This is a genomic window from Enterobacter cloacae complex sp. P16RS2, assembly GCF_014982155.1.
GTDB classification, from domain to species: Bacteria; Pseudomonadota; Gammaproteobacteria; order Enterobacterales; family Enterobacteriaceae; genus Enterobacter; species Enterobacter cloacae_M.
The window spans coordinates 176,902-196,695 of the sequence record NZ_JADCKW010000007.1 but is presented as its reverse complement, the minus strand read 5'-3'; the positions used below and the strand labels follow the sequence as shown (position 1 = coordinate 196,695).

Annotated in this window: 13 protein-coding genes; 4 read left to right on the top strand and 9 right to left on the bottom strand. The window is 55.0% G+C overall.

Features of this window, described 5'->3' with window-relative positions; genetic code table 11:
* Positions 1–17 precede the first annotated feature (17 nt).
* From ycaO to pflA, 4 genes are all read left to right on the top strand, one after another.
* Complete coding sequence (gene ycaO / locus INF68_RS03955; protein WP_023310993.1) at positions 18–1,778, top strand: 30S ribosomal protein S12 methylthiotransferase accessory factor YcaO; 1,761 nt, start codon at positions 18–20, stop codon at positions 1,776–1,778.
* Positions 1,779–2,184: 406 nt separating this feature from the next.
* Complete coding sequence (gene focA / locus INF68_RS03950; protein ID WP_008499974.1) at positions 2,185–3,042, top strand: formate transporter FocA; 858 nt, start codon at positions 2,185–2,187, stop codon at positions 3,040–3,042.
* 51 nt (positions 3,043–3,093) lie between these two features.
* Positions 3,094–5,376: a formate C-acetyltransferase gene (gene pflB / locus INF68_RS03945; protein ID WP_023310992.1), complete on the top strand. Its 2,283-nt coding sequence runs from the start codon at positions 3,094–3,096 to the stop codon at positions 5,374–5,376.
* Positions 5,377–5,579: 203 nt separating this feature from the next.
* Positions 5,580–6,320 carry a pyruvate formate lyase 1-activating protein gene (gene pflA, locus INF68_RS03940; RefSeq protein ID WP_045630022.1) on the top strand — a complete coding sequence of 247 codons (741 nt, stop codon included), beginning with the start codon at positions 5,580–5,582 and terminating at the stop codon, positions 6,318–6,320.
* A gap of 36 nt (positions 6,321–6,356) precedes the next feature.
* Here the strand turns inward: pflA and INF68_RS03935 are convergent, their stop codons facing one another.
* The 9 genes from INF68_RS03935 to ftsK form a co-directional block, all read right to left on the bottom strand.
* On the bottom strand, positions 6,357–6,878 hold the full coding sequence (locus tag INF68_RS03935; RefSeq protein ID WP_126786647.1) for an anti-virulence regulator CigR family protein: 522 nt from the start codon (positions 6,876–6,878) through the stop codon (positions 6,357–6,359).
* Positions 6,879–7,001: 123 nt separating this feature from the next.
* Positions 7,002–8,150, bottom strand: a complete 1,149-nt coding sequence (locus tag INF68_RS03930; RefSeq protein ID WP_033145087.1) for an MFS transporter — start codon at positions 8,148–8,150, stop codon at positions 7,002–7,004.
* A 275-nt stretch (positions 8,151–8,425) separates the two neighbouring features.
* The gene (locus INF68_RS03925; protein ID WP_126786646.1) at positions 8,426–9,289 is read right to left on the bottom strand and encodes a dimethyl sulfoxide reductase anchor subunit family protein; all 864 of its coding nucleotides are present in this window, start codon (positions 9,287–9,289) and stop codon (positions 8,426–8,428) included.
* Between the two features lies 1 nt (position 9,290).
* Complete coding sequence (locus tag INF68_RS03920) at positions 9,291–9,908, bottom strand: DMSO/selenate family reductase complex B subunit (RefSeq protein WP_032658209.1); 618 nt, start codon at positions 9,906–9,908, stop codon at positions 9,291–9,293.
* 10 nt (positions 9,909–9,918) lie between these two features.
* A complete protein-coding gene (gene dmsA / locus INF68_RS03915) occupies positions 9,919–12,363 on the bottom strand; it encodes a dimethylsulfoxide reductase subunit A (protein WP_109846016.1) in 2,445 nt (814 codons plus the stop codon).
* A gap of 212 nt (positions 12,364–12,575) precedes the next feature.
* Positions 12,576–13,868, bottom strand: a complete 1,293-nt coding sequence (serS, locus tag INF68_RS03910; RefSeq protein WP_008499983.1) for a serine--tRNA ligase — start codon at positions 13,866–13,868, stop codon at positions 12,576–12,578.
* Between the two features lie 92 nt (positions 13,869–13,960).
* Entirely contained in the window at positions 13,961–15,304 is a 1,344-nt protein-coding gene (gene rarA / locus INF68_RS03905) for a replication-associated recombination protein RarA (RefSeq protein WP_023310984.1), read from the bottom strand.
* Between the two features lie 9 nt (positions 15,305–15,313).
* Complete coding sequence (lolA, locus tag INF68_RS03900) at positions 15,314–15,928, bottom strand: outer membrane lipoprotein chaperone LolA (RefSeq protein ID WP_023310983.1); 615 nt, start codon at positions 15,926–15,928, stop codon at positions 15,314–15,316.
* 128 nt (positions 15,929–16,056) lie between these two features.
* Complete coding sequence (gene ftsK / locus INF68_RS03895) at positions 16,057–19,767, bottom strand: DNA translocase FtsK (protein ID WP_126786645.1); 3,711 nt, start codon at positions 19,765–19,767, stop codon at positions 16,057–16,059.
* Positions 19,768–19,794: the final 27 nt, after the last annotated feature.

Sequence of the window (19,794 nt, the reverse complement as noted above, 5' to 3'; positions counted from 1 at the left end):
CGATAAAAGTGAACGCCATGACTCAAACGTTTATCCCCGGCAAAGACGCCGCTCTGGAAGACTCCATTGCTCGCTTCCAGCAGAAACTGACCGACCTGGGTTTTAACATCGAAGAAGCCTCCTGGCTCAATCCGGTGCCTCATGTCTGGTCCGTGCATATTCGCGATAAAGACTGTGCCCTGTGCTTTACCAACGGTAAAGGCGCGACAAAAAAAGCGGCACTGGCCTCTGCGCTGGGTGAGTATTTTGAGCGTCTGTCCACCAACTATTTCTTCGCTGACTTCTGGCTGGGCGAAACCATCGCTAACGGCCCGTTCGTTCATTATCCAAATGAAAAATGGTTCCCGCTGACCGAAGATGACGAGCTGCCGGAAGGTATTCTCGACGCGCGCCTGCGTGCTTTCTACGATCCGGAAAACGAACTGACCGCCAGCATGCTGATCGATCTGCAGTCTGGCAATGAAGACCGTGGGATCTGCGCCCTGCCGTTCACCCGTCAGTCTGATGAGCAGACCGTGTATATTCCGATGAACATCGTCGGCAACCTGTATGTGTCCAACGGTATGTCCGCCGGTAACACCCGCAATGAAGCGCGCGTGCAGGGTCTGTCTGAAGTCTTTGAACGCCACATTAAAAACCGCATCATCGCTGAATCCATCAGCCTGCCTGAAATTCCGGCAGACGTGCTGGCGCGCTACCCGGGCGTAGTGGAGTCCATCGCTAAGCTGGAAGCCGAAGGTTTCCCAATCTTTGCCTATGACGGCTCGCTGGGCGGCAAGTATCCGGTTATCTGCGTGGTGCTGTTTAACCCGGCCAACGGCACCTGCTTCGCCTCCTTCGGTGCACACCCTGACTTCGGCGTGGCGCTGGAGCGTACCGTTACCGAGCTGCTGCAGGGCCGTAGCCTGAAAGATCTCGACGTCTTCACTCCGCCAACGTTTGACGATGAAGAAGTGGCCGAGCATACCAACCTTGAAACCCACTTCATTGACTCCAGCGGTTTAATTTCCTGGGATATGTTCAAGCAGGATGCCGACTATCCGTTCGTGGACTGGAGCTTTGCCGGTACCACGGAAGAAGAGTTCGCCACGCTGATGGCTATCTTCAACGCGGAAGATCAGGAAGTCTACATTGCCGACTACGAACATCTTGGCGTCTACGCGTGCCGCATTATCGTTCCGGGCATGTCCGACATCTACCCGGCTGAAGATCTGTGGCTGGCGAATAACAGCATGGGCGCGCACCTGCGCGAAACGCTGCTGGCTCTGCCGGGCAGCGAGTGGGAAAAAGAAGATTATCTGAACCTGATCGCCCAACTGGACGAAGAAGGCCACGATGACTTCACCCGCGTACGCGAACTGCTGGGCCTGGCGACCGGTAAAGACAACGGCTGGTATACCCTGCGTATCGGTGAGCTGAAAGCGATGCTGGCCCTGGCGGGTGGTGATTTGGATCAGGCGCTGGCCTGGACCGAATGGACCATGGAATTCAACCAGTCGGTCTTCTCTGCCGAGCGCACCAATTATTACCGCTGCCTGCAAACCCTGTTGCTGCTGGCCCAGGAAGAAGATCGCGAGCCGCTGCAATACCTGAACGCTTTCGTGCGGATGTACGGAGCTGAGGCCGTAGAAGCAGCCAGCGCAGCCCTGAGCGGCGAAGCGCCGTTCTATGGCCTGCAGGCTGTTGATAGCGATCTGAAAGCCTTCCCGGCGCATCAATCGCTGCTGAAGGCCTACGAAAAGCTGCAGAAAGCAAAAGCCGCTTACTGGTTAAAATAAGCGCACATAACATTACCAGCAGTAGGCGTATTCAATCGTCTGGGCTATATTACGGGGCAATTTCATTGCCCCGTTTTTTATTTTCTTCGGCAATGACTGTTGATTGTAATAATAAAGTTAAACATGGGTAAATATAATAATATTTACCTGGGCTTTACTGTTACTTTTTATGGTAAATACTCCATATTAATTAACTGCGTCAGGGGTGGCCGAACGAAAAAATTCAACTCTTTTCATAACTTTTAAAATTTATTTTTATACGGATAATCAATTACTTACTCCGCATTTGTTGTAAAACCATACACACTGCGGGCCTATAAGCCAGGCGAGATATGATCTATATCAATTTCTCTTCTATAATGCTTTGTTAGTATCTCGTCGCCGACTTAATAAAGAGAGAGTTAGTGTGAAAGCTGACAACCCTTTTGATCTTTTACTCCCTGCTGCGATGGCCAAAGTTGCCGAAGAAGCGGGTGTCTATAAAGCAACGAAACACCCGATGAAGACGTTCTATCTGGCGATCACGGCTGGTGTGTTCATCTCTATCGCTTTCGTCTTCTACATCACCGCCACCACCGGTACTGCCGGAATGCCTTTCGGCATGGCCAAACTGATTGGCGGCATTTGCTTCTCACTGGGTCTGATTCTCTGCGTCATCTGCGGCGCCGACCTCTTCACCTCAACGGTGCTGATTGTCGTGGCAAAGGCCAGCGGAAGAATTACCTGGGGTCAGCTGGCACGTAACTGGCTTAACGTCTACGTGGGTAACCTGGTTGGCTGTCTGCTCTTTGTTTTGTTGATGTGGCTTTCTGGCGAGTACATGACCGCCAACGGTGGCTGGGGCCTTAACGTCCTGCAAACCGCCGACCACAAAATGCACCACACATTTATCGAAGCCGTTGCTCTCGGCATCCTCGCTAACCTGATGGTCTGCCTGGCTGTATGGATGAGCTACTCGGGTCGTAGCCTGATGGACAAAGCCTTAATTATGGTTCTGCCGGTTGCGATGTTTGTTGCCAGCGGCTTTGAGCACAGTATCGCGAATATGTTCATGATCCCAATGGGCATTGTTATCCGCGACTTTGCGAGCCCGGAGTTCTGGACCGCAGTTGGTTCATCCCCGGAAAGTTTCTCTCACCTGACTATTATGAATTTCATTACTGATAACCTGATCCCTGTCACTATCGGGAACATTATCGGTGGGGGTCTGTTAGTTGGGTTGACATACTGGGTCATTTACCTGCGTGGCGACGATCATCATTGATGGTTTTCTCAGGCAGTAAATAAAAAATCCACTTAAGAAGGTAGGTGTTACATGTCCGAGCTTAATGAAAAGTTAGCCACAGCCTGGGAAGGTTTTGCGAAAGGTGACTGGCAGAATGAAGTAAACGTACGTGACTTCATTCAGAAAAACTATACCCCGTATGAAGGTGACGAATCCTTCCTGGCTGGCGCAACTGACGCGACCACCAAGCTGTGGGACAGCGTAATGGAAGGCGTTAAACTGGAAAACCGCACTCACGCGCCAGTTGATTTTGACACCTCCGTTGCTTCCACCATCACTTCTCACGATGCTGGCTACATCAACAAAGCCCTTGAGAAAATCGTTGGTCTGCAGACTGAAGCACCACTGAAACGCGCAATCATCCCGTTCGGTGGTATCAAAATGGTTGAAGGTTCCTGCAAAGCGTATAACCGCGAGCTGGATCCAATGCTGAAAAAAATCTTCACCGAATACCGCAAAACCCACAACCAGGGCGTATTCGATGTTTACACCAAAGACATTCTGAACTGCCGTAAATCTGGCGTTCTGACTGGTCTGCCAGATGCGTATGGCCGTGGCCGAATCATCGGTGACTACCGTCGCGTTGCGCTGTACGGTATCGACTTCCTGATGAAAGACAAGTACGCGCAGTTTGTTTCCCTGCAGTCCGATCTGGAAAACGGCGTAAACCTGGAAGCGACTATCCGTCTGCGTGAAGAGATCGCTGAACAGCACCGCGCGCTGGGTCAGATCAAAGAGATGGCGGCTAAATACGGCTGCGATATCTCTGGTCCTGCGACCAACGCTCAGGAAGCTATCCAGTGGACCTACTTCGGCTACCTGGCAGCAGTTAAGTCTCAGAACGGTGCAGCGATGTCCTTCGGTCGCGTATCCACCTTCCTGGATGCTTACATCGAACGTGACCTGAAAGCAGGCAAAATCACCGAGCAAGACGCTCAGGAAATGATTGACCACCTGGTCATGAAACTGCGTATGGTTCGCTTCCTGCGTACGCCTGAATACGATGAGCTGTTCTCCGGTGACCCAATCTGGGCAACTGAATCCATCGGCGGTATGGGCGTTGACGGCCGTACTCTGGTAACCAAAAACAGCTTCCGCTTCCTGAACACCCTGTACACCATGGGTCCTTCTCCGGAGCCGAACATCACCGTTCTGTGGTCTGAAAAACTGCCTCTGAACTTCAAGAAATTCGCGGCTAAAGTGTCCATCGACACCTCTTCTCTGCAGTACGAGAACGATGACCTGATGCGTCCGGACTTCAACAACGACGATTACGCTATCGCTTGCTGCGTAAGCCCAATGGTTGTTGGTAAGCAAATGCAGTTCTTCGGTGCGCGTGCAAACCTGGCGAAAACCATGCTGTACGCAATCAACGGCGGCGTTGATGAAAAACTGAAAATGCAGGTTGGTCCTAAGTCTGAACCGATCAAAGGCGACGTTCTGAACTTCGACGAAGTGATGGACCGCATGGATCACTTCATGGACTGGCTGGCGAAACAGTACGTCACTGCGCTGAACGTTATCCACTACATGCACGACAAGTACAGCTACGAAGCCTCTCTGATGGCGCTGCACGACCGTGACGTTATCCGCACCATGGCGTGTGGTATCGCTGGTCTGTCCGTTGCTGCTGACTCCCTGTCTGCAATCAAATATGCGAAAGTTAAACCAATTCGTGACGAAGACGGTCTGGCTATCGACTTCGAAATCGAAGGCGAATATCCGCAGTTTGGTAACAACGATTCTCGCGTTGATGACATGGCGGTTGACCTGGTAGAACGTTTCATGAAGAAAATTCAGAAACTGACTACCTACCGTAACGCTATCCCGACTCAGTCTGTTCTGACCATCACCTCTAACGTTGTGTATGGTAAGAAAACCGGTAACACCCCAGACGGTCGTCGTGCTGGCGCGCCATTCGGCCCAGGTGCGAACCCAATGCACGGTCGTGACCAGAAAGGTGCGGTTGCCTCTCTGACTTCCGTTGCTAAACTGCCGTTTGCTTACGCGAAAGATGGTATCTCTTACACCTTCTCTATCGTGCCAAACGCGCTGGGTAAAGACGACGAAGTGCGTAAAACTAACCTCGCGGGTCTGATGGATGGTTACTTCCACCACGAAGCGTCCATCGAAGGTGGTCAGCACCTGAACGTGAACGTCATGAACCGTGAAATGCTGCTCGACGCGATGGAACACCCTGAGAAATATCCTCAGCTGACCATCCGCGTATCTGGCTACGCAGTACGTTTTAACTCCCTGACTAAAGAACAGCAGCAGGACGTTATCACCCGTACTTTCACTCAGTCCATGTAACTGGAATTGACTGAAATCACGCGTTAACAAGCGTACAATAAAGGCTCCACGTCAGTGGGGCCTTTTTAGCACCCTCTCCACCTCAGTCTCTTTTGTCCGCTATCTATACTGAATGGATAACAGCCAAAACAGACTTAACACAGCCGGCTTTGAGCTGTGCATACACAGGCCCGGGACGGGCCGATGATGGAGATATCACCGCAATGTCAACTATTGGTCGTATTCACTCCTTTGAATCCTGTGGCACCGTCGATGGCCCGGGTATCCGCTTCATCACCTTTTTCCAGGGCTGCCTGATGCGCTGCCTGTACTGCCATAACCGTGACACCTGGGATACGCACGGCGGTAAAGAAGTTACCGTTGAAGACTTGATGAAAGAGGTGGTGACCTACCGCCACTTTATGAACGCGTCCGGCGGCGGCGTCACCGCATCCGGCGGTGAAGCCATTCTGCAGGCTGAATTTGTCCGCGACTGGTTCCGCGCCTGCCATAAAGAAGGCATTCATACCTGCCTCGACACCAACGGCTTTGTACGCCGCTACGATCCGGTTATCGACGAGCTGCTTGAAGTGACCGATCTGGTCATGCTCGATCTCAAACAGATGAACGATGAGATCCACCAGAACCTCGTTGGCGTCTCAAACCACCGCACGCTGGAATTCGCCAAATACATTGCCGATAAAGGCATCAAAACCTGGATCCGCTACGTGGTGGTTCCCGGCTGGTCAGATGATGACGACTCCGCGCACCGCCTGGGTGAATTTACCCGCGACATGGGCAACGTCGAGAAAATTGAGCTTCTGCCCTATCACGAGCTGGGTAAACATAAATGGGTGGCAATGGGCGAAGAGTACAAACTCGATGGCGTGAAGCCGCCGAAGAAAGAGACGATGGAACGCGTCAAAGGTATTCTTGAACAGTACGGCCACAAGGTGATGTATTAAAGAAAAGGCCCGGTGAGAACCGGGCCTTTTTATATTCTATTTAAAGACGCCGTTAATAACGGAGGTCACAATAGCTGTACTCAGCGCAATTAAGACCAGGTCATCTCCGACCACGCGCCATTCATAGCCCGGGTAGGAAGGAAGCTGGCCCAGCATTGAGGCCGGCACGGTTTTCTTCGCAATGCCCGGAGGCAACGGCTTACCGCGCGCCAGGTTTTTCGCGATACCCGGAGGCAGAGAGTCATAGCCCGTTAAGCCATAATTCAGCGCCAGATGGCGGGCATGATCGAAGCTCACGCGAGCGTCGACATCGTTACCGACATCTTTACTGCTTTTAAAACTTTTATCCGATTTCCCAGGGTTATCCTGGCCGTTATTTTGCTTATTGCCATGGTTACCAGAATTCCCGTTACCATGATTACCGCTATTACCTTGCCCGCCACCGTTTCCGTGACCACCGCCATTCCCGTTACCAGGATTAGCCATGACCGGAGCCGTTGCAAACGTTAAAGACAACACTACGGCAAGTGCGGTAGCGGAAAAACGACGAATAGACATGATTGCTGCCTTATAGTGGTAGGACTCACATGAATTATCGCCTGGCGTAATAAACAAACAATAAGTAAAACTCTTAGTTGTGACAGGGACAAAAAAGCCTGTCATCGACAGGCTTTTAATTAATCAGGCATGAGCCACAGGCGTTGGGTGTTCGCCCACTTTGCGCAGCAGCATTAAGAGATAAATAAACGATACGCTGGCGATCATGATAAACAATAAATTATCAGAGTAATTCTGCATCAGCATCGCGGTAAACGTCGGCCCTAATAAACTGCCAATGGTATAGCTCAGTAACAGCGCCTGGTTCATTGCCACCAGCTGATGATGTTCAACTTTCTCACAGGCCCAGGCCATCGCGACCGGATAGAGCGTAAAGCCGGCAGCCCCGAGAATAAACAGCGCAGGCGCCATAGCGGCGTTGCTGAGCATGGCAAGGCATCCCATGATGACCACGAAGACCTGCACGCGCAGCACCAGCAGACGACCGAAGCGGTCCGCCAGGCGGCCAATCGGCCACTGCCCGACGATCCCCGCACTCACCATCACCGCCATCCAGAAGCCAATTCCGGAATCGCTGACGCCCTGATGATTCAGATAGAGCGGCATCAGGCCGTAGAGCGAGCCCAGTACAATACCCGATATAATGCAGCCGTTAACGCCCAGGCGCGCCTGACGGAGTCTGAGCATCGGCCAGACGTGGGTCGCTTCCTGATGCTCGCTGTTCTGGTTCACAATGCGCGTGAAGAGCAGCGGCAGGATCGCGGCGAGCACCATGCCCGTTACCCACGGCAGAACGCTCATCAGATCGGTTGGCAGCTTGCTGACCATCAGTTGCCCCAGCACGGTGCCGACGTAATAAACCATCATATAGGCTGCCAGCAGGCGTCCACGGTTGCGCGAAGTGCCGCTGCACATCAGCGCGCTTTCAACCACCACCCAAATCATCGCGCAGCCTACGCCTGCGATAAAGCGCCATGCCATCCAGCTCCAGAAGCCGACCATCAGGCCCAGCCCGGCACACCCCGCGGCGAAAATCAGCGAAGCCAGATAATAGCTGCGATTAAAGCCAAAGCGCTTAATCAGGCTCCCGGTCATTAGCGTACCCAGCAGGTTGCCGGTAAAAAAGGACGAGCTGACCATACCCACCTGCCAGGTCGGTAAGTTTTCATGGGCGAGCCACAGCGGGACGAGCGTGTTTAACACTGCGATCGCCAGGGTCAACAGAAGCAGGCCACAGAGCAACAGAAGCACTGGCCGGGTATAGGTGGTCATGGATTAAAAACCGTGAGGAAGTTCAGATTTCGTGCGCATCATGCCACTGGCAAAAACAAAGTCAATCCACTGACTTAGCCGCCTCGCACAATATGTTCCCTGTCGATTTAAAAAACTTATCCTGCTAATGCCACGCCTGCTATAGATATTAATTATGTGTCTGTTTTTATTTATTAATGGGCGAAATCAAAACAAAACGACAGTCGAAAAATTTCATGATCGAAAAAAGAAAAAGCCGGGCTCTCAGGCCCGGCTTAATATAACTCAATGCAACGTTAACTGGCGATAGCCATACCAACGGTCATATGCAACCCGTAGAACACACCGCGGCCAATCAGTTCACCCGCCAGGACCAGCACAAAGGCCAGTGACAGCAGCGGCAGCGCGGGCTGATAACCTTTGAGCTGAGGAGCAATCCAGAATACCAACGCAGCGACCAAAAGAACGATACGCCAGGCCATCAGAGAACCGTAGTCCGGCACCAGGGCAGAAGCTTGCTGGATAGAGCTGTGAATGGTTGCCAGTTCAGCCCCCTGCATCAGGGCGACCATCGCACTCACCACCAGCGCCAGCAGCGAAACAGCGGGCAGCAAACGCATTGCCCACCCGTCTACGCCAGCCACGCGCAGCAGCAGGTAGCCCAGCAGCGGCCCGCCGATAAACATCGTCAGGAAGAAGCTCATCGGCGTCCAGACGCTGTACCAGGTGGGGACGGTATCGATGGTGTTATAGACACGCACCATCATCCACACGAACACCACGCCCAGCACCATGGTCACAATCAGCCACAGGCTGCGCAGACCCGCAGGCAACTTCTTCATAGCGGCCAGCAGCCAGCCCAGCCCACCGACGGCAAAGAAAATTGCGCCACTGGCGATCTCGTTACTGAGGGATGAGGCGCCCACGCGGTTCAGGGAGTTAAACGCGCGCATCGGCGAGCCCAGGTGCAGCGTAGAGGCGATAAAGCCGATCCCCATCAGCACCCACAGGCCAAACATACTCAACACCAGGCGCTGCTGCTGTTCAGCATTGAGCTGACCTTTCAACAACGCCAGCGCGAGCACAATGAAGCCGCCCGCTACGCACTGACCAAAGACCGTGAAGATCATCAGCGGCCATTCATGCCATCCACTTCCCATCTCACACCTCCTTCGGATTTGCCAGGTAGCCGGTGGTGTCACCTGTAGGACGGCTGTTGGCGTTAGGTTTAATCACAATACTCGGCTTCGTGAAGTGCGCAGAAGGTAGCGGTGCCACTGCGGCAAGCTGACCGTGTTTTTTACGCAGCTCTTCAATAGGACCAAAGTCCAGCGCGCGCAGCGGACAGGACTCGACGCAAATCGGCTTTTTGCCATCCGCTACGCGGGTGTGGCAGCCGTCGCATTTGGTCATGTGGCCTTTAGCGGCGTTGTACTGCGGCGCGCCGTACGGACAGGCCATATGGCAGTAGCGACAGCCAATGCAGACATCTTCATCTACCACCACAAAACCGTCTTCTCGCTTGTGCATCGCCCCGCTCGGGCAGACCTTTGTACAGGCGGGATCTTCACAGTGGTTGCAGGCAATTGACAGGTAATACGCAAAGACGTTCTGATGCCAGACGCCGTTATCTTCCTGCCAGTCGCCCCCGGCGTATTCGTAGATGCGACGGAAGCTCACGTCCGGCGTCAGGTCTTTGTAATCTTTGCAGGCCAGCTCGCAGGTTTTGCACCCGGTACAACGGCTGGAATCAATAAAAAATCCATACTGAGTTGTCATCGGTTACTCCTTAAACCTTTTCAACCTGGACAAGGTTAGTGTGGGATGGGTTACCCTTCGCCAGCGGCGACGGACGCTGTGTGGTCAGTACGTTAATACTGCCCGCCTGGTCGATGCGGTTGGCATCCGGGCTGTACCAGGCCCCTTCCCCTAACGCCACCACGCCGGGCATCATGCGTGGGGTAACTTTGGCTTCAATATGCACCTCGCCGCGACCGTTGAAGATGCGCACGCGATCGCCATTGCTGATGCCGCGCGCTTTCGCGTCCATCGGGTTGATCCACATCTCCTGGCGACAGGCGGCTTTCAGCACGTCGACGTTACCGTAGGTGGAGTGCACGCGCGCTTTGTAGTGGAAACCGGTCAGCTGCAGCGGGAATTTCGCCGTCAGCGGATCGTTGTAGTTTTCGAAACCCGGCGTGTAGATCGGCAGCGGATCGATAACGTCCCCTTCCGGCAGCTCCCAGGTCGACGCGATTTTTGCCAGCTCTTCGGAGTAGATTTCGATTTTGCCCGACGGCGTGGTCAGCGGATTCGCCTGCGGATCTTCACGGAACGCTTTGTAAGCCACGTGGTGCCCTTCCGGATCGCGCTGTTTGTACATACCCTGCTTGCGGAAGGTATCAAAGTCAGGGAGGTCTGGGATCGCCTTACGGGAGAGTTCATGAAGATGGCGCATCCACCCTTCCTGAGTACGCCCCTCGGTAAACTGCTGCTCAACGCCAAGACGTTTCGCCAGCTCAGAGGTCATCTCATAAATGGTTTTGCACTCGAAGCGCGGTTTAATCGCCTGGTCGGTAAAGATCACGTAGGACATGTTGCCGCAGGAGGCGTCCAGCGCGAAATCCATCTGCTCAGAGGCGGTGCAGTCCGGCAGCAGGATATCGGCATATTTTGCCGAGGAGGTCATGTGGCAGTCGATCACCACAATCATCTCGCACTTCTTGTCGTCCTGCAGGATTTCATGGGTGCGGTTGATTTCAGAGTGCTGGTTGATGAGACAGTTGCCGGCGTAGTTCCAGATCATCTTGATCGGCACGTCCAGCTTGTCCTTACCGCGCACGCCGTCGCGCAGGGCGGTCATTTCCGGGCCACGTTCAATCGCATCGGTCCACATAAACATGGAGATGCTGGTTTGAACCGGGTTATCCAGCGTTGGCATACGTTCAAACGGCACTTCATATGAGCCTTCACGCGCGCCGGTGTTACCGCCGTGAATACCGACGTTGCCGGTCAGAATGGAGAGCATGGAAATGGCACGGGTCGCAATTTCACCGTTCGCATGACGCTGCGGGCCCCAGCCCTGGCTAATGTAGGCTGGTTTGGCTGAGCCAATCTCACGCGCCAGCTGAACGATACGCTCGGCCGGAATACCGGTGATGGTGGACGCCCACTCCGGCGTTTTCGCCACGCCGTCGCTGCCCTGTCCGAGAATATACGCCTTGTAGTGACCGTTTGACGGTGCGCTGGCTGGCAGGGTTTTCTCGTCATAGCCGACGCAGTATTTATCCAGGAAAGGCTGATCGACGAGGTTTTCGGTGATCATCACCCACGCCAGCGCGGAGACCAGCGCTGCATCGGTACCCGGACGGATTGGGATCCACTCGTCTTCACGTCCGGCGCCGGTGTCGGTATAGCGTGGGTCGATGATGATCATGCGGGCATTGGATTTGGCGCGGGCCTGTTCGAGGTAATAGGTTACCCCGCCGCCGCTCATGCGGGTTTCGCCCGGATTATTACCGAACAACACCACCAGCTTACTGTTTTCGATATCAGATGGGCTGTTGCCGTCCGCCCAGCCGCCGTAGGTGTAGTTGAGTCCCGCAGCAATCTGCGCCGATGAGTAGTCACCATAGTGATTGAGATAACCGCCACAGCAGTTCATCAGGCGTGCCACCAGCGTTTTACCCGGTGGCCAGGAGCGGGTCAGCGTACCGCCGAGCGTCCCGGTGCCGTAGTTCAGGTAGATGGATTCGTTGCCGTACTCTTTGATAAGGCGCTGCATATTGGTGGCGATAATATCGTAGGCTTCATCCCAGCTAATTCGCTCGAACTTCCCTTCGCCACGCTTACCGACGCGCTTCATCGGATATTTCAGGCGGTCCGGATTATACACGCGACGACGCATTGATCGGCCGCGCAAACAGGCGCGAACCTGATGTAACCCTTCATAGTTATCGTCCCCGGTATTGTCGGTTTCGACATATTTAATTTCGCCATCCACCACGTGCATACGCAGCGGACAACGGCTACCGCAGTTTACGGTACAGGCACTCCACACCACTTTTTCCGGAGCTGAGGCTGGGGATAGTGCATCCGCCGCTGAGGCCAGTCGGGTAAAAGGAAGCGTGAAGGCGCTGCTGGCTACGGCCAGGCCGCCTATTGCCGTGGTTTTCATCAACCCACGGCGAGTGACCTCGGCAGCCATTAATGCTTCAGGCGCGTTGATTTTCATAGAGACTCACTTTGGTTGCTCACAAAGAAAAGAGTGGCGGCACAAAACCGCTATGTAGTTTTATATACAACGAATTTTTACGTAATCAGCTTTTTATGCTGACTTTCATTCGAAGGAGTATTACTACTTTAGAGGGAGAGGTTATTGCGTCGTATCAAACCAAAGGCATAAAAAAAGCGCCCTGAGGCGCTTTTTTGTTTTAAGACAAATTATTAGCCGATGTACTGCTGGCCTTTCATATATGGACGCAGCACTTCAGGGATCTCGATACGACCGTCTGCCTGCTGATAGTTTTCCAGCACGGCAACCAGGGTACGGCCCACAGCCAGGCCAGAACCGTTCAGGGTATGCACCAGACGGGTTTTCTTATCAGATTTGCTGCGGCAGCGTGCCTGCATGCGGCGCGCCTGGAAATCCCAGACGTTAGAGCAGGAGGAGATTTCACGGTAAGTATTCTGCGCAGGCACCCACACTTCCAGATCGAAGGTTTTGCAGGCACCAAAGCCCATATCACCGGTGCACAGCGCCATACGACGGTATGGCAGACCCAGCAGCTCCAGCACTTTTTCAGCGTGGCCGGTCATCTCTTCCAGCGCGTCCATGGATTCTTCAGGACGGACGATCTGCACCATCTCAACTTTGTCGAACTGGTGCATACGGATCAGACCGCGCGTGTCGCGACCGTAAGAACCTGCTTCAGAACGGAAGCACGGAGAGTGTGCCGTCAGCTTAATTGGCAGGTCGTCTTCATCGATGATCTCATCACGCACGAGGTTAGTCAGCGGCACTTCAGCGGTTGGGATCAGCGCGTAGTTGCTGCTGTCTGCTTCCTCGTCCAGCGGACGGGTATGGAACAGGTCGCCGGCAAATTTCGGCAGCTGGCCCGTACCGTACAGCGTATCGTGGTTGACCAGATACGGCACGTAGGTTTCGCTGTAGCCATGCTGCTCGGTGTGAAGATCCAGCATGAACTGCGCCAGCGCGCGGTGCAGATGGGCAATCTGGCCTTTCATCACCACAAAACGGGAGCCGGTCAGCTTAACCGCTGCCGCAAAGTCCAGGCCCGCGTGCATTTCGCCCAGCGTCACGTGATCGCGCACTTCGAAGTCAAACTCACGAGGCGTACCCCAGCGTTTCACTTCAACGTTGTCGTTTTCATCTTTGCCGACAGGCACGCTGTCGTCAGGAATATTCGGGATAGCCAGGGCAATATCACGAATCTCGGCCTGAAGAACGTCCAGCTCAGCTTTTGCCTGATCCAGTTCTTCACCCAGTTTGTTCACTTCCAGGCGTAATGGCTCAATATCTTCCCCGCGCGCTTTCGCCTGGCCGATGGATTTCGATCGAGAGTTACGCTCTGCCTGCAGATTTTCAGTTTGTACCTGCAGAACTTTACGACGCTCTTCGAGAGCGCGCAGCTTATCTACATCCAGCTTAAAGCCCCGGCGTGCCAGTTTTTCAGCGACTGCGTCTGGCTCATTACGCAGCAGATTGGGATCGAGCATGCTTATCCTGTGCTTATCGAATTAAAATAGGAAAATGTGACCACAGCCTGCGGCCACAAGGATACATTGCCAACATTACCGCAACGATTGAACTAACGGTAGCGTTTTATAGGGCTATTTTGATCCTGTCCGGCGAGCCAGGTGAGCTTTTCACCAATCTTGCCTTCAAGACCTCTGTTTGTGGGGTGATAATAGCGCGTTTGTGCCATCTCCTGCGGGAAATATTCCTCCCCGGCAGCGTAGGCATTGGGTTCATCATGAGCGTAACGATACTCCTGCCCATATCCCATCTCTTTCATCAGTTTGGTCGGCGCGTTACGCAGGTGAACCGGCACATCGTAGTCCGGACGTTCACGCGCATCGGACATCGCCGCTTTAAACGCGGTATAAACCGCATTACTTTTCGGCGCACAGGCCAGATAGACAATCGCCTGCGCAATGGCTCGTTCGCCTTCCGCGGGTCCAACGCGGGTGAAGCAGTCCCAGGCCGACAGCGCGACCTGCATGGCGCGAGGATCGGCATTGCCGACATCTTCTGACGCAATCGCCAGACAGCGACGCGCGACATATAAAGGATCGCCGCCCGCAGTGATAATGCGCGCGTACCAGTAAAGCGCCGCATCCGGCGCGCTGCCGCGCACGGACTTATGCAGCGCCGAGATCAGGTCGTAAAAACGGTCGCCTTTGTTATCGAAACGCGCGCTGCGCTCCCCCGCAATTTCGGTGAGCAGTTCCGGTTTCAGCACCCGCTTCCCGGCATCGTCGATTTCGGCCATATCGGCCATCATTTCCAGCGTATTCAGCGCACGCCGCGCATCACCGTTGACCAGCTCGGCAATCGCACGACGCGTGTCGTCAGGCAGAACGATATCCTGCCCGCCGTAGCCGCGCGCTTTGTCGTCCATCGCCTGGGTGAGAACCTTTTCGATATCATCGGTGGTGAGCGATTTGAGCAGGTAAACGCGCGCGCGGGAAAGTAGCGCCGAGTTCAGTTCAAACGACGGGTTTTCGGTGGTCGCACCGATGAAGAAGATCGTGCCGTCTTCAATATGCGGCAGGAAGGCATCCTGCTGGCTCTTGTTGAAGCGGTGGACTTCGTCCACGAAGAGGATGGTACGCCGCCCGGCATTGCGGTTCTGCCGCGCACGCTCGATCGCCTCACGGATCTCTTTCACGCCGGAGGTGACCGCCGAGATACGTTCGACGTCCGCGTTGGCATAGCGGGCGATCACTTCTGCAAGCGTAGTCTTGCCGGTGCCAGGGGGGCCCCAGAGGATCATGGAGTGAAGATGCCCAGCCTCAATGGCGCGCGGTAATGGCTTACCGGCAGCCAGCAGATGTTGCTGGCCGATATACTGCGCTAAATTTTCTGGCCGCATACGAGCGGCCAAAGGTTGAAACGCGTTATCTGAAAAATCGAGCGACAGATTGCCCACTCACGCCTCTTACTTATTGCGTTGATCGTCCACCGTTACGCCCTGCGGCGGGGTAAAGGTAAATTTCGATGCATCAACGGCGCCGTTCTGCTGAGACTTGAGCTGGTAGCTGCTGCGCTGATCGTCCTGCTCAACCGCGCCGAACTGATTAATCGTACCGTTGGTGCTTACGTTAATGGTGAACTGCTTCAGGTTGCCGTTACTGCCTTTCGGCGTCAGGACAAACTCGTCACCCGTCTGTTTAATATTGTACTGCTGCCAGTCGCTGGACTGGTTACGAGCAATCAGCATAAACGGCGTATTGCTGGTGGCATCTTTCAGCCAGGTCGCCGTTGCCTGCTCAACGAACGGGTTGAAGAACCATAAGGTTTTGCCGTCAGACACGAGGATACTCTCATCCGGCTGGGTCATGTGCCAGTTGAACAGATTTGGGCGTTTTACCCACAAATCTCCCTGGCCTTCCTGCACCGCGTTGCCGCTGCCGTCCGTCACTTTTTGCGTGAAGCTGGCGTGGAAGCTGCTTACTTTATCCAGTCGGCTTTTAAGGTCGCTGGCCGCATCAGCCCAGACGCTGCTGGCGACAAAACTGGTGAGTAATGCACAGGCGATGGCGATTTTTTTCATTGTTATTCCTTAAAATACGTCTTCCCGATATGGGGTTTCCGTCTTCTATTCTGGACCTGCCCGAAGGCAGGCGACAGAAGAAAATGCTTAATTTTGGCTGATTTACCCTTCTTTGCAATCGCTGAAGGTTAATCAAACGGCGGTGGAGCCAGCACCTCGCGGTTACCGTTATGCCCCTGCTCGCTCACAATGCCCTGCGCTTCCATCTGCTCAATGATGCGCGCCGCGCGGTTATAGCCGATGCGGAACTGACGCTGCACGCCTGAGATTGACGCTTTGCGTTTTTCGGTAACGAAGTTAACCGCCTGATCGAATAACGGATCCAGCTCTTCGCCGCCGTCGAAGCCACCGCCGCCGCCTTCGCTTTCCGTGTCGCTGGTAATACCGTCAACGTATTGCGGACGACCGCGCGCTTTCCAGTCCTGCACGACGGCGTGAACTTCCTCATCGCGGACGAACGCACCGTGGACACGCACCGGAGAGGTGGAGTTCGGGCCTGAATAGAGCATGTCACCCATACCCAGCAGCGACTCTGCGCCTCCCTGGTCAAGAATGGTACGGGAGTCAATTTTACTGGATACGGTAAAAGCGATACGCGTCGGAATGTTCGCTTTGATAAGACCGGTGATAACATCAACGGAAGGACGCTGGGTCGCCAGCACAAGGTGAATACCGGCCGCACGCGCTTTCTGCGCCAGACGGGCAATCAACTCTTCTACTTTCTTACCGACGGTCATCATAAGGTCAGCGAATTCATCGACCAGCACGACGATATAAGGCAGTTTTTCCAGCACCGGATGCTGGGCATCCATGCTGTCACCCGGCTTCCAGTAAGGATCCGGGATCGGACGCCCCATGCGCACAGCCTGGGCAATTTTCTCGTTATAACCGGCCAGGTTACGCACGCCCAGCGCAGACATCAGCTTGTAGCGGCGTTCCATCTCATTGACGCTCCAGCGCAGGGCGTTGGCGGCGTCCTTCATATCGGTGACCACTTCGGTCAGCAGATGTGGGATGCCTTCGTAGACCGACAGTTCGAGCATTTTCGGGTCGATCATGATGAAACGCACATCTTCCGGCTGCGCTTTATAGAGCATGCTGAGGATCATGGCGTTCACACCGACTGACTTACCGGAACCGGTGGTACCCGCTACCAGCAGGTGAGGCATTTTGGCGAGATCTGCCACGACCGGATCGCCCGCGATATCTTTACCCAACACCACGGTCAGCGGGGATGGATTATCGCGGAATTTGGTGTTATCCAGCACTTCACGCAGGTAGACGGTCTGACGTTTCTTGTTCGGCAGCTCAAGCCCAACGTACGGCTTGCCAGGGATAACTTCCACCACACGCACCGCCACGGTCGACAGAGAACGCGCCAGGTCGCGGGACAGGTTGGAAATACGCGCGGCTTTAACGCCGGGCGCCAGATTCAGTTCAAAACGGGTGATCACAGGGCCCGGCGAGTAGTTCACCACGTCCGCCTTGATGCGGAAGTCAGCCAGACGCGCTTCCACCAGACGCGCCATCTGCTCAAGCGCGAAGGTATCGACCGGCTCCACTTCTGACGGCGGCGGCGTTAACAGATCCAGAGACGGCAGCGGCGTGCTTGGACGCTGCAGCGGACGGCTGTCACCGTTACGCATCAGCAGCGGGTGAATCAGACTTTCCTGCGGCTGAGGCGCAGGCTGCTGGAACTGCGGTGGCTGCTGCGATTGCTGCGGTTGCTGAACAGGTTGATGCTGCTGCGCATACGGCTGCTGAACAGGCTGGTGCGGCTGCGCGTAGGCCTGTGGTGCTGGCTGCTGGCGCACAGGCTCCGCTTCCGGCATCACGCTCGGGGTAAATAAAGGCTCGCTCGGGCCATCATCCACCAGATCCTTCATCGGCGAGAATTCAAAATCAGACAGTGAGAACGGATTTGCACCAGCCGGTTGTTCACCGGAATAACGCTGCTGCTGGGTGGCGGCGAACTGGCGCGCTAATTCCGCTTCTGCAGCGTCATCTTCGTCTTCAGGCACAGGTTCATCGTGCTGATATCCTTCACCGTAGCGTTGATTCTGCTGCGCGGCGAACTGGCGGGCCAGCTCGTCCTGCTGCATCTCATCGGCGTCATCTTCGTACTCAGGCTCTCGCGCTTTCTCTTCCGCCATGCGCTGGGAAGGCAGCTTGATGCCATAAGAGGCAAGTTCACGACGGGTTGGTACGCGAACGCGGTTAGGACGAGGCAGTTGCGGACCAATCCCCTCCTTCACCTGAGGACGTGGTGCGCCCCCAGTTGCCAGGCTAAAGACAGGTGCAGCCACGGCAGCGGCCGCGGTAGCCTGCTTCACGCTTTCCGCTACGGGTGCGACTGCAGGCGTCGGGTCGATCGGTGGAACGAAAACAGAAGGCGCTTTCGTCACCGGCTCCTGCACCGGTTCAGGCACAGGCTGGTACCAGGCCGCCAGCTGCTCGCGTTCACGCGCACGACGCTCTTCAACTTCTTCAAAATAGTACATCGGTGGACGAGAGGGTTTTACCTCTTCCACGATTTCAGGTTCAGGCTGCGGCTCTACATAAGGCTGCACAGGTTCAACCGGCTCAGGCACATACTCCTGATAAGGTTGGGCCACAGGCTGTTCATAGTGCGGGTAATCTTGCGGTTCATACGCAGGCTGCGGCGGCTGATAAGGCTGCTGCCACTGCTCCTGCTGCACAGGGATGTAGCTTTCAGGTTCAGGCGCGATAACTGGCTCCGGCGTGTGAACGCCTGGCGCAGTCTGCCAGTCAACCTGAGGCTGCTGAATAACGGATTCCGGCGGCGAAACCGGCGCGGATGGCATCACGGCGTCGACAGGCGCGGCATACGCCTGCGCAGCGGTCGTCGCGGCTGCAGCGGCCGCAACCGGCTCGGTAACCGAATGGCCATTTAACAGCGGATCGTATTCGTCGAAGTCACCCGGAGTGGCCCGGCTGCCGGAGAAGAGCACATCGTCAGGATCGACGGCGACACCCGCAGCGCGATACGCCACCTGCTCGTCTTCATCCATGCGTTTACCGGAGAAGAGCGCCGCATCGGTTTTACGACCCAGCGGGTTGGCAAATTTCTCAGCAACACGCTGGCGACGCGCCAGCGCGCCGCGCAGAATACGCGCACGACGAGACTCGCGACGCTGCACAGGCGCGTCATCTTCCTCTTCATCTTCGTATTCTTCTTCATCAACCCACGTATCGTCACGGCGGGTACGGTTGCTGGCGAAGGTCAAAATGGTGAGGATAAAACTGCCGATCTTCTCGGCAATGCTCACCCATGACCAGCCGGTAAACAGCGTCAGCCCGGCCGCCCAGATACACAGCAGCGCCAGCGTACCGCCGCTGCTGTGCAGCATCGGCTGCAGCGCAGAACTGAGTAAACTGCCGATCACCCCGCCAGAGGCGAAGTACCAGATATCATCCGCATTGATTGCCGCCAGCCCGCACGAGGTGAGGATCAGCGCCAGCGCGCCAATCAGGCGCAGCGACACGGCAAAATAGTCGATGTAATCATCGTTCTGACGATGACGCCAAGCAAACCAGCATCCGCCAATGATAATGACGGGAAGGGTGTAGGCCATCACACCGAAAATGAAGAACAGCGTGTCCGCAAGCCAGGCACCGGGGACACCGCCTAAATTATGGATAGGCTCATGCCATGCAGTTTGTGACCAGCTGGGATCTGAGGGGTTGAAACTGAGTAAGGCTGCCATCAGCCAGACGGCAAAAAGGGCAATAACAATCAGCAAAGCCTCGAGGAGACGACGTCCGCTGCTTAGCTTCGATAGTGTGACTTCTTTGTCTTCAGTGTATTCCTGGCTCAAAAAAGGCTCTCCAGGTATCAGGCATAT